Origin of the sequence: Rothia sp. HMSC062F03 (assembly GCF_001836905.1) — a bacterium.
Lineage (GTDB): Bacteria > Actinomycetota > Actinomycetes > Actinomycetales > Micrococcaceae > Rothia > Rothia mucilaginosa_A.
Window position 1 is genome coordinate 300,362 of the sequence record NZ_KV830861.1, and the last position, 11,461, is coordinate 311,822.

The following is an 11,461-nucleotide window of genomic DNA, read 5'->3' on the forward strand; positions in this document are numbered from 1 at the left end:
CAACACGTTGAGGTAATTTTCGTGACCAATTCTGTGAACCTGGACCAGCTCGAAGAGCGTCCCGTCCTGGTGGTGGATTACGGTGCTCAGTACGCGCAGCTCATTGCTCGACGCGTGCGTGAGGCCGGCATCTACTCCGAAATCGTCCCCCACTCCATGAGCACCGAGAAGATGCTCGCCAAGAACCCGGCAGCCATCGTGCTTTCCGGCGGCCCCTCCTCGGTTTACGCCGACGGCGCCCCCAAGGGTGATAAGGCCCTCTTCGAATCCGGCGTGCCGATCTTCGGTATCTGCTACGGCTTCCAGGTCATGGCCCAGACCCTCGGCGGTACCGTGGCCCAGACCGGCCAGCGCGAATACGGCGCAACCGACGCCGTCGTCTGCGCTGAGAACTCCTCCTTCCTGACCGGCACCCCCACCACCCAGAACGTGTGGATGTCTCACGGTGACTCCGTGACCGAGGCCCCCGAGGGCTTCGAGGTTCTGGCCAAGACCCCCGGCGCCTCCGTGGCAGCATTCGTGGACGAGTCCCGCAAGCTCGGCGGTGTGCAGTGGCACCCCGAGGTGAAGCACTCCGACTACGGCCAGGTCGCCCTGGAGAACTTCCTCTACAACGTGGCAGGCCTGAAGCCCACCTGGTCCACCAACAACATCATCGAAGAGCAGGTCGCAAAGATCCGCGAGCAGGTCGGTAGCGACCGCGTTATCTGTGCGCTCTCCGGCGGCGTTGACTCCTCCGTGGCGGCAGCGCTTGTGCACAAGGCTGTTGGCGACCAGCTCACCTGCTTCTTCATCGACCACGGTCTGCTCCGTGAGGGCGAGCGTGAACAGGTCGAGCAGGACTACGCAGCATCCATGGGCATCAAGGTCATCACCATCGACGAGTCGGAGCGTTTCCTCTCCGCACTCGAGGGTGTTACCGAGCCCGAGGCGAAGCGTAAGGCTATCGGCCGCGAGTTCATCCGCTCCTTCGAGGAGGCACAGCGCAAGCTGATTGCAGAGGCCGGCGAAGAGGGCGCAGACATCAAGTTCCTGGTCCAGGGCACCCTGTACCCGGACGTTGTCGAGTCCGGCGGCGGCGACGGCACCGCAAACATCAAGAGCCACCACAACGTGGGCGGCCTCCCCGACGACCTGACCTTCGAACTGGTTGAGCCGCTGCGCACCCTGTTCAAGGACGAGGTCCGCGCCATCGGTCGTGAGCTCGGCGTTCCCGAGAAGATTGTGGCACGTCAGCCGTTCCCCGGCCCCGGCCTGGGCATCCGCATCGTCGGCGAGGTTAACCGCGAGAACCTGGAAACCCTGCGTGCCGCTGACGCTATCGTGCGTGAAGAGCTGACCGCGGCTGGCCAGGACGAGCACATCTGGCAGTGCCCCGTGGTTCTGCTGGCTGGCGTTCGCTCCGTGGGCGTTCAGGGCGACGGCCGTACCTACGGTCACCCGATTGTTCTGCGCCCGGTCTCGTCTGAGGACGCGATGACCGCTGACTGGTCGCGCCTGCCCTACGACCTGCTGGCTAAGATCTCGAACCGCATTACGAACGAGGTCAAGGACGTTAACCGAGTGGTGCTGGACGTTACCTCCAAGCCCCCGGGAACCATTGAGTGGGAGTAATCCCTGCGTGGGAGTGATCCCCGAGTGGGAGTGAAGCTCCTCCCGTGAAGAAGCCGCCCGGTGCATCCTGCTGTGGATGCGCCGGGCGGCTTCTTATATACGTATGTGTGTTACGGATGCCGAGGATGAATGGAAATATAATGTGTATATGCATGTTGGCCTGATACATGCTGAGCGCTGGCCTAACATCATAAGGAGGGACCGATGACGTCGAAAATCGATGAAGAGCACGCTCAAAAGCAGGAGACTAAATCTTCCTTATATGAATTTTTCGCCAGCTTACCCAGCTCTTCAGATGACGTAGAAAATCCTGAAGAATTCCCCTTGGTGGCACGCTCTGCTTTGCAGCGTCCTTCTCCAGAGTTTTAGATTAGGAAGGAACCGCCCGGTGCATCCTGCTGTGGATGCGCCGGGCGGCTTTAGCTATGGGGCAGAGAAATATTAATGCGAAACGGATATTTTCTTCGAAATTAAAGAAAACCGCTTATTTTTTTAAACTGCGAGTCTAAATAAAAGAAATACACTCCGGAAAATTCCGCAAAACTAAGCGGGACAGAAATATTTAATACGGCCGATTCGGGTGGCGAATCGAACTACGCCAATGCGCGCTCGAGCCCAGGCCAAAATGCAGACCAAAGAAGGCCCCAAAACACAGGAACCCAAAAGCGCAGGCCATGTACACGCCGTAGGTCAGCACCAAGAAATCGGAGTCGTGTTCCAGACCGGAGAACACCAGGTGCGTCAGGTTCACGCCCAGAACGGCAAACCATACGACGCTTGCCACCGCAATCAACCAGGACAGTAGGCTCAGTACCGGGTGCGGGACCCTGAACGTGCGCTCCTCGACAAGGGCTTCTGAGGGTGTAACACGGGATGCGGGGGTAACCGCTGAGGCGCTCGTAGCGGCGGACGCGGAACGCCACGGGATACGCACCCCGGCGTGGGGGTGAGCGGCGCGGTGCGGGGTTTTCTGACGCGCTACCTTGGGGGAGGGGACACCCCCGGAGTCGGAAGGGTTGGAGAGGTAAGGCTGCTGCATTGCGTGCTCCCGGCGAGATCTTGAAGGGAACTAATCCTGCTGAGTTCGCTTCGTGAGGGTATGGACGGCAGACGAGTTCATACGGTAGGAAATGCAATCTCTGCGTATTTCTAGAGTAAATTTGATGTATAAAAAATACGAGGGTTTCGGCAAATATGATGCAATATGACGCGAAAATTTCGAAATGGCATCCCGTGAAATGCTCAACCTTAATCTGAATGTATAGGCGGGCGATATTAGACAGGCTCACATTCCCGAGAATATTCCTCGCCGGCCCGTCCTCGGTGCCCGAACGTGAGACCATGGAAAGGCGGCTTAGCGCAACGGCGCGGTGCGCATCCAAAATAAGGGCCAACGCGGTGACCGAAGGAGCGTCTTGTGGGAATCATCCTGCCCCTCATCTACCTGGTTGCAGGGCTGACGCTGGCCCTCACCCTGCCCGAGCACCGGGGCAGACGGCTCAAGGAATGGGCCTCGGCCCTGCTGACCCGCTGGATTATTCCCGCCGTCATCATCTACACGGTTGCCACCAGCCGCCCCGAGCTGTTCTTTGTTGCCGCGTCCACCATGGTTATGATGCTCCTCGGTGTGCTCGGTGCCGGGCGGATTACCCGAGATCCCGTGCAGAAGCTCGCCTTCGTGTACCTAAACGCCGGGCTCTTCGGCATCCCCGTGGTCGCGGGCATCTGGGGCGATGAGGCCGTGCGCGTCTACATCGGCGCGTATATCGGCAACTCCATCATGGGCAATATTCTGGGTACCTCGCTGCTACGGGGCGACTCGAGGGCCGAATCGGGTGAAGGTTCCCCACCCCGTACGGCTACCGCCGCGAGCCGCGGCGCAACCATCCGCAGGGTACTGCGAGGGCTGCGCACGAGCCCGCCCGTTATCGCCGTGGTAATCGGCCTGCTCTGCCTGCCCGCAGGGCACTTCCTAAGCGTTCACGGGGCCGGGTTCTACCGGGTGCTGACCTGGGTCTTCAGCTTTATCGGAATGATCGTTCTGGGCATGTGGCTCGGGGCCGCCAAGCTGCACCGCGCAGACCTGACCCGGGCCGCCGGATGGGCGGTGCTCCGCGCCGCGCTCGTGAGCGTTTACAGCCTCGGCGTGCTGGCGCTCGCCCGTTGGGCGCACGACGCGGCGGGCGTACACTTCGACCAGCTACTGGCCTACCCGCAGGTGCTCTTCATCCTGGGAGTCCTGCCGCCTGCCGCCAATATCGTGATCCTTGAGACCCACTACCGGCACGAGGGCACCGCAGCCCCCGTCATCGCCGCAGGGGCGGTCGTCAGCGTCGGTCTTATCGCGCTGGCGGTGCCGATTCTTCAGCTTGCGTTCTCCGGTTAGCCGGAGCCGAAACGAGCACACAACGAGCGGGTACAGCAAAAGGAGGGCGGGGATCGTACAATCCCCGCCCTCCCGCGGTTCTACGCCGACCTAGAGGTCAGCAGCCGTCGGACAGCTTTCGCTATCGAACGATGTGGTAGACCTTTGCCTCGTAGGGGCGCAGGGTCGAACCCGCATCGTCCTTGTAGTTCGAGCTCACCAGCTCGACGCGGGCGCCCGACTCGCGTGCCTCAGCAAGCACCGCGAAGTCGCGCTCCTGCTTCTCGGCAGTGAAGTTCGAAATCACCAGCAGAGACTCGTTAGCGGGGGAACCATCCGCGCCACCGGTACGGGTGTAGGCGTACACGGCCTCGTCCTCATCGTGCGGAACCTGGAGCGAATCCACCGGAGCGAAGGAGGCGTAAACCATCAGATCCTTCAGCTCACCGCGGCGCAGAGCCACCAGCTGCTGGTAGTGGTAGAAGATCGAATCCTCATCCGCCAGAACAGCCTCAGCGTTAATCGCCGGGTAGTTCGGGTTCACGTTAATCCAGGTGGTCACGCCCTCGGGGCTGAAGCCGGCGTTTGCCGAAGCATCCCACTGAACCGGGGTACGAGCGTTATCGCGGCCCTTGATGTAGATCGCCTGCATTGCCTCTTCGTGGCTCAGACGCTTGTGGTCCACGTGCATGTCCTCGTAGAAACGGATCGAGTCACCATCGCGGTAGTCCTCAATCGAATCGAACTTCACGTTGGTCATGCCAATTTCTTCACCCTGGTAAATGTACGGGGTGCCCTGCATGAAGTGCAGAGTGGTCGCCAGCTGCTTAGCGGACAGGGTGCGGAACTCATCCGAATCGTTACCGAAACGGGAGACCACACGCGGCTGGTCGTGGTTGTTCCAGTACAGCGAACCCCAAGCATTACCCTCCAGGGTGGTCTGCCAGTCGTTCAGGATGCTCTTGAGCTCGGTCAGCTTGTACGGCGCGTAGGACCACTTGCCGCCCAGAGAGCCGTTCGGGTCGTTATCCACGCCCATGTGATCGAAGTGGAAGATCATGTTCAGCTCACCGGTGTGGTAGCCAGCCCACAGCTTAGCGTCCTCGGGGCTGGTTGCGCTGGTCTCGCCCACGGTCATCACATCGTAGCGGCTGAAGGTCTCGCGGGTCAGTTCCTTCATCCACGGGTGCACCATGGTGCCGTTCGTGATGACGAACGGAATCGAGGAGGTGTGCTTCTCGAAGTCGGTGGAGGGGTCATCCGGGAAGCCCTCGGGCTTGGAGATGATGTTGATAGCGTCCAGACGGAAGCCGTCAACGCCCTTGTCCAGCCACCAGCGGACCATGGAGTACAGATCCTCGCGAACCTTCTCGTTCTCCCAGTTCAGGTCGGGCTGTTCCTTGAAGAAGATGTGCAGGTAGAACTGGCCAGTCGCCTCGTCCCACTCCCATGCCGGGCCGCCAAACTCGGACGCCCAGTTGTTCGGAGGAATCGGTTTGCCATCCTCGTCGAAGCCCTTCGGGTCCTTCCAAATGTAGTAGTCGCGGTAGGGGTTGTCCTTAGACGAGCGGGACTCCTTGAACCAGGGGTGCTCATCGGAGGTGTGGTTAGCGACCAGGTCCATCAGGATCTTGATGCCGTGCTTGTGAGCGGTTTCGAGCATCTCGTCAAAGTCTTCCATGGTGCCGAAGTCACTCATGATGGCGAAGTAGTCAGAGATGTCGTAGCCGTTATCCACGTTCGGCGAGTCGAACACGGGGGAGAGCCAGATGACGTTGATGCCCAGCTTAGCCAGGTAGGGCAGCTTCTCGGTGATGCCCTTCAGATCACCGATGCCGTCGCCGTTTGCGTCGTTGAAGGAACGGGGGTACACCTGGTACACCACGGCTTCCTTCCACCACTGGCGGCCTTCGTAGGAGGGAACCTCGTATGCCTCGGAATTGCTCATAATTGCCTTTCTGTACCGGCGGGTTACGCCGAAGAGAAAAAAGGAGTCTGTGATTGAAGTATAGGGCGAGGGGGACCGGAACGTCCGCGTCTGGTCCCCCTCGCGCACCATTATTTTGGGGCGTGCCTACTTGGCGTTACCGAAGAGGTACACCTTCGCCTCGTAGGGGCGCAGCAGGGTTCCCTCGTCGGTGAACTCGCGGTTCTCATCGCGGTAGTTCGAGCTAATCAGCTGCGGAACGTTCGAGATAGCCTTCAGCTCGGTCGGGGAGAGTGCCTGCGAGTTGGTCAGCACCACCGAATCCAGGTTGCCACCCGCGTAGTTCAGCTGAACGGTGTCATCGGTGAAGTTCGCGACGACCAGCAGTGCGCGCTCGCCGGTTGCGGCTGCGTCCTCGTCGGAGTTCACGCGCAGGTAGGCGTAGACCTGGTCGTCCTCTTCATCCAGCAGGCGGTACTCGCCGGTCAGGACAATCGGGTGCTCGTGACGCAGCTTAATCAGGTCGCGGTAGTGGTAGAACACCGAATCCGGGTCAGCCAGCTCGGACTCCGCGTTGATTTCGGTGTAACGCGGGTTCAGCTTCAGCCACGGGGTGCCGGAGGTGAAGCCTGCGTTCTCGCCAGCGGTCCACTGCATGGGGGTGCGGGCGTTATCGCGACCGGAGGCGCTGATGTAGCGCAGCATGTCCTCGGGGGAGACGCGGCCGGACTCCTCAACGTACTTGCGCCAGGAGTCGTGAATCTCCAGGTCGTTGTAGTCCTTGACATCGTCGAAGAAGACGTTGGTCATGCCCAGCTCTTCGCCCTGGTAGATGTAGGGGGTACCCTGCATCAGGTGCAGAACGGTGCCGAGCATCTTGGCGCTGACGGTGCGGTACTCGGGGGAGTCGTTACCGAAGCGGGAGACGGTGCGCGGCTGGTCGTGGTTGTTCCAGTACAGGGAGTTCCAGCCGCGGCCGTGCAGACCCTCCTGCCAGTGGGTGAGCACCTTCTTCAGGTCCACCAGGTCGAAGCGGCGGTCGGACCACTTGCCGGTCACGCCACCCTCGGAGGCATCCACGTCCATGTGCTCGAACTGGAACACCATCTGCAGCTCGTTGCGGTCGAAACCGGTGTAGAGCGCGGCGTCGTCGACGGTCACGCAGGGGGTTTCGCCCACGGTCATGACCGGGTACTTGCTGAGGACCTCACGGTTCATTTCCTGCAGGAATTCGTGCACGCGCGGGCCGTTGGCTGCGACAGCCAGGGAGTTGTCGAGGCCGCCAGCCAGAACTGCCGGATCCTCGGGGAAGGAGAGGTCCTTGGAAATCAGGTTGATGACGTCCATGCGGAAGCCGTCCACGCCCTTGTCCAGCCAGAAACGCATGATGTCGTAGACCTCTTCGCGGACCTTCGGGTTCTCCCAGTTCAGGTCGGGCTGCTTGACGGAGAAGTAGTGCAGGTAGAACTGGCCGGTTGCCTCATCCCACTCCCACACGGAGGGGCTGAAGCAGGAAATCCAGTTGTTCGGCGGAATAGGCTTGCCGTCCTCGTCGAAGCCCTTGGGGTCGCGCCAGATGTAGTAGTCGCGGTAGGGGTTGTCCTTGGAGGAGCGTGCCTGCTTGAACCACTCGTGCTCGTCGGAGCTGTGGTTGACGACCAGGTCCATCATGAGCTTGATGCCGTGCTTGTGTGCGGTTTCGAGTAGCTCATCGAAGTCTTCCATGGTGCCGAACTCGGTCATGATGGCGCGGTAGTCGGAGATGTCGTAGCCGTTGTCATCGTTCGGGGAAGCGTAGATGGGGGAGAGCCACAGTACTTCGATGCCGAGGTCTGCCAGGTACGGAATCTTCTCGGTAATGCCGGGCAGATCGCCGATGCCGTCGCCGTTGGAGTCGTTGAAGGAGCGGGGGTAAATCTGGTAGACAACGGGTTCCTGCCACCACTGGATCTGGGTCGTCATTGTTCTTCCTTTCCTTGGTATGGATGAGTGTTGTGTGGGGCCGCTCTGTGGGCGGCTAAAGTCTGATGCCCTTAGTGCTGGGTGGTGAGGGGCGTCAGGAGGCTCTGAGGGGCCCAGCTTGCGGGGTCAATCTCCAGGAGCAGGCCGCTGTGATCGGAAATCGCCTCGGGGGAGTTATCCCGGAAGACCACCGTGTGGGAAGCCACGTCGACGAGGCGGTCGGTGAACACGAAATCGATGCGCTTGGCATCCGAGGAGCCCTCCCAGCCGGCAATCTCGCGGTGCACAGTGTTCTCACCCTTGGTGTGCTTCGCGATGGTGCGGGTATCGATCAGGCCGGTAGAGGTCACGAAGGCGTAGCCCTCGTCGGGCAGGTGCGCGGCGGAGTTGAAGTCGCCGCCGAGCAGTACGGGGGCGGTTTCGGCACATTCGGCCAGAGCCTGCGAGAGGCGGGTGAATTCCTGAGCGAAGAGGGGCTCACCGTCGAAGTCCCACCAAGACATGTGGGTGGTGGCGCACCAGAAAGGATCGGAGGGGGTCTCGATGAGGGCGGCCTGCGCGGCGCGGCGCTGCACCTGGAAGTAGGTGTAGTCGGGGGACATGTCGATGGGCCTGATGCCGCGGATCGGCATGCGCGAGAGGACGGCCACGCACTCGTCGTAGCGCTCCCACCCGAGGTGGGTCTCGGTGAGGGTCCACTCGTAGCGGGCGCCGAGCGCCTCCAGCGCGCGCACGAGGAGCAGGGCGTAGTTGTCTTCACGGACCGGAATACCCGCGCCGCCGCGGAAGTGGAGGGGATGTTCCACCACGGGGGTGGAGGTCAGCTGGTTGACCTCCTGGAGGGCGATAACGTCCACCTGCTGATCAACGATGAACTGCGCGAGGGTGCGGATCTTGTCAATCTGATGGATTTCGCACCAGCTGTGGGTGTTGAGGGTGAGGAAACGCATATATATAAGTTTCGATTGGGTTTCGGGTAGGGGTACGGGGTGGGCGCGTCGGATGGCTCTCCCTGTGGAAGCTCTGAGTGGTGGAGGGCAGTCTCCGGCCGCGCAAGTATGTTCATGCTATCGAGTCTGGGCCCCGGCAGACAGGGGAAAAGCTTGATTATTCCCCAGTATTTTTACCCGGTGCCGGGATATGTTTCAGGTTGTGAAAAACTCTTTCAGAACTGTCCTTCGGGCGCCTATGGGTCGGAATGAAGTGGCATTATTATTTCTGTCTAAAACACATTCGACACTTAGCGCGCGCAGGTCGTGTGGTGTGCATCTCATACACTTTCAAGGGTGTTTATAAAGATGCGTTAGCCCAGGCGGGCAAAGACCGCCCGCCCCTTGCGCCCGCTCACTCGATACCCGAAAGGGCGTATAGCCTCATGATGGAAAAAGTACAGAGGTTCGGCTCTGCCATGCTGGCACCCGTTCTTCTCTTCGCATTCGCTGGCCTCGCGGTCGGTATCGCGATCATCGCGCAGAACGACCAGCTGATTGGCCTGGCCGCCGATAAGAACAACCTCTGGTCCCAGTTCTGGGCCGTATGGGAGTCCGGTGCGTGGACCGTCTTCAACCAGATGGAACTGCTCTTCGTGATCGGTCTGCCCATTGCACTGGCAAAGACCGCTAACGCACGTGCAGTGATGGAAGCTGCAATGGTCTACCTGACCTTCAACTACTTCGTCGGCACCATGCTCAAGGTATGGGGCAAGGGCGGCACCGGTTTCTTCGACCTGGACTACACCACCGACATCTCTGAGAGCGCGGCAGGTACCGGTCTGAAGATGATCGCCGGTATCAAGACCATGGACACCGGTATCTTCGGTGCCATCATCATCTCCGCAATCGTGGTGTGGGCACACAACCGCTGGTTCGACAAGAAGCTGCCCGACTTCCTCGGTATCTTCCAGGGTTCCCAGTTCGTCTACGGCGTCTGCTTCTTCCTGATGATGCCCATCGCCTTCCTGTTCTCCTGGCTGTGGCCCTACGCTCAGCACGGCATCTCCTCCCTGCAGGGCTTCTTCATCGCATCCGGCGCACTCGGCGTGTGGGTTTACACCTTCCTCGAGCGCTTCCTGATTCCGACCGGTCTGCACCACTTCATCTACTCCCCGTTCGTCTTCGGTAACGTTGTTACCCCGAACGGTATCGCTAAGGACTGGCCGACCCACCTGACCGAGTTCGCAAAGAGCGACAAGCCCCTGAAGGAACTGTTCCCCGGCGGCGGCTTCGCACTGCACGGTAACTCCAAGGTCTTCGCACCCATCGGTATCGCAGCGGCGTTCTACACCACTGCTCGTCCCGAGAAGCGCAAGGAAGTTCTCGCTCTGATGATTCCCGTCTGCCTCACCGCGATCCTGATCGGTATCACCGAGCCCCTCGAGTTCACCTTCCTGTTCCTGGCACCCCCGCTGTTCCTGGTCCACGCAATCCTGGCAGCATCCATGGCAGCAATCATGTACCAGCTGGGTCTGGTTGGTTACATGGGTGGCGGTCTGCTCGACTTCCTGTTCCAGAACTGGATTCCGCTGTGGGCAAACCACTCCGGCACCTACCTCATGCAGATTGGTGTGGGCCTGTGCTTCACCGTCCTGTACTTCGTGATCTTCCGCTTCATGATTCTGAAGTTCGACTTCAAGACCCCCGGTCGTGAAGAAGACGGCGGCGAGACCAAGCTCTACAGCAAGGCAGAGTACAAGGCTGCTAAGGCTGCTGAGAAGGACGGCGGCGCAGCCGCTGCCGGTGACGCCGAAGGCGCCGACCTGTACGCACCCCGTGCGGCTGGCTTCCTCGAGCTGCTCGGCGGCGCAGACAACATCACCACCGTGAACAACTGTGCAACCCGCCTGCGTGTCTCCGTGGCCGATGAGTCCCTGGTCAGCACCTCGGATGCGGAGTTCAAGAGTGCTGGCGCCCTGGGTGTCGTCCGCAAGGGCAAGGCCTTCCAGGTGATCGTCGGTATGGATGTTCCCCAGGTCCGTGAGCGTTTCGAGACCATGGTGAACAGCTCCAAGACCAACGTCTAGAGCTCTCCCCTCTGCTCACCGCGTAGTTCGCGCATCGGGCAGTGAATAATCCGCTTCGCCGGCGGTACCGGATACATCCGGTGCCGCCGGCGAAGCTGTATCTTGGGTATCCTTGGCCCCGGTTGTGGGCCTCTCTCGAAAGGTTCTGCGTGAGCGGGAACAATACGGCAGAACCGGGCTGTGGAATCCGAAGCGTGTAATATTTATATATTGCTCACCATCGGATTCAGGAGCTCTGAGTGGATTTACAAGACGTCGTGAATGCGAATCAGCACCGGTTCAGCGAAACTGAACGGGAAATTTTGGCCTTCATGCTGGAGAACGAGGAATTCGTCGCGGAGTCGACGATTAATTCTTTGGCGCACAAAACCTACACCTCGACCAGTTCGATTATTCGACTGACGAAGAAGCTGAACTTTTCAGGATTCGCTGAGCTGAAGTACTTCATCAAGTCTTCTCTTAGCCGTAGTGAGCCCTTCAACCCCCGCTTCATCGAGAGCGGCCGCGAGGATATTCAGCGCACCTACGACTACCTCGACCACATGGAGTTGAGCGGTCTGCTTAAACGCATCTA

8 protein-coding genes and 1 pseudogene are annotated in these 11,461 nt (G+C 60.1%); 5 read left to right on the top strand and 4 right to left on the bottom strand.

Features of this window, described 5'->3' with window-relative positions:
* Window positions 1-21: 21 nt before the first annotated feature.
* Window positions 22-1,614 carry a glutamine-hydrolyzing GMP synthase gene (guaA, locus tag HMPREF2674_RS01290; RefSeq protein ID WP_070824596.1) on the top strand — a complete coding sequence of 531 codons (1,593 nt, stop codon included), beginning with the start codon at window positions 22-24 and terminating at the stop codon, window positions 1,612-1,614.
* A 204-nt stretch (window positions 1,615-1,818) separates the two neighbouring features.
* Entirely contained in the window at window positions 1,819-1,983 is a 165-nt protein-coding gene (locus HMPREF2674_RS09355) for a hypothetical protein (protein ID WP_160310624.1), read from the top strand.
* A 193-nt stretch (window positions 1,984-2,176) separates the two neighbouring features.
* Here the strand turns inward: HMPREF2674_RS09355 and HMPREF2674_RS01295 are convergent, their stop codons facing one another.
* Window positions 2,177-2,653, bottom strand: coding sequence for a hypothetical protein (locus HMPREF2674_RS01295; RefSeq protein ID WP_070824597.1), 477 nt, complete (start codon window positions 2,651-2,653; stop codon window positions 2,177-2,179).
* A gap of 378 nt (window positions 2,654-3,031) precedes the next feature.
* On the opposite strand from HMPREF2674_RS01295, the gene HMPREF2674_RS01300 reads away from it, so the two are divergent.
* The gene (locus HMPREF2674_RS01300; protein WP_070824598.1) at window positions 3,032-4,000 is read left to right on the top strand and encodes an AEC family transporter; all 969 of its coding nucleotides are present in this window, start codon (window positions 3,032-3,034) and stop codon (window positions 3,998-4,000) included.
* A gap of 121 nt (window positions 4,001-4,121) precedes the next feature.
* On the opposite strand, the gene HMPREF2674_RS01305 is transcribed toward HMPREF2674_RS01300, so the two are convergent.
* The 3 genes from HMPREF2674_RS01305 to HMPREF2674_RS01315 all read right to left on the bottom strand — a co-directional run bounded on the left by HMPREF2674_RS01305 (window position 4,122) and on the right by HMPREF2674_RS01315 (window position 8,818).
* Entirely contained in the window at window positions 4,122-5,927 is a 1,806-nt protein-coding gene (locus HMPREF2674_RS01305) for a glycoside hydrolase family 13 protein (RefSeq protein WP_070824599.1), read from the bottom strand.
* Window positions 5,928-6,053: 126 nt separating this feature from the next.
* Window positions 6,054-7,868, bottom strand: coding sequence for a glycoside hydrolase family 13 protein (locus tag HMPREF2674_RS01310; protein WP_049343366.1), 1,815 nt, complete (start codon window positions 7,866-7,868; stop codon window positions 6,054-6,056).
* A 71-nt stretch (window positions 7,869-7,939) separates the two neighbouring features.
* Entirely contained in the window at window positions 7,940-8,818 is an 879-nt protein-coding gene (locus HMPREF2674_RS01315) for an endonuclease/exonuclease/phosphatase family protein (protein ID WP_070824600.1), read from the bottom strand.
* 428 nt (window positions 8,819-9,246) lie between these two features.
* Here HMPREF2674_RS01315 and HMPREF2674_RS01320 point away from each other — a divergent pair, with 428 nt between their 5' ends.
* A complete protein-coding gene (locus HMPREF2674_RS01320) occupies window positions 9,247-10,887 on the top strand; it encodes an alpha-glucoside-specific PTS transporter subunit IIBC (protein WP_275042415.1) in 1,641 nt (546 codons plus the stop codon).
* A 239-nt stretch (window positions 10,888-11,126) separates the two neighbouring features.
* Window positions 11,127-11,461 (top strand): annotated as a pseudogene (locus HMPREF2674_RS01325) (MurR/RpiR family transcriptional regulator); the annotation flags it as partial.

Coding starts and splice junctions, on each gene's coding strand:
- HMPREF2674_RS09355 (WP_160310624.1), top strand. CDS start 1,819: ATGACGTCGAAAATCGATGAAGAGCACGCTCAAAAGCAGGAGACTAAA.
- HMPREF2674_RS01295 (WP_070824597.1), bottom strand. CDS start 2,653: ATGCAGCAGCCTTACCTCTCCAACCCTTCCGACTCCGGGGGTGTCCCC.
- HMPREF2674_RS01305 (WP_070824599.1), bottom strand. CDS start 5,927: ATGAGCAATTCCGAGGCATACGAGGTTCCCTCCTACGAAGGCCGCCAG.
- HMPREF2674_RS01310 (WP_049343366.1), bottom strand. CDS start 7,868: ATGACGACCCAGATCCAGTGGTGGCAGGAACCCGTTGTCTACCAGATT.
- HMPREF2674_RS01315 (WP_070824600.1), bottom strand. CDS start 8,818: ATGCGTTTCCTCACCCTCAACACCCACAGCTGGTGCGAAATCCATCAG.
- HMPREF2674_RS01320 (WP_275042415.1), top strand. CDS start 9,247: ATGGAAAAAGTACAGAGGTTCGGCTCTGCCATGCTGGCACCCGTTCTT.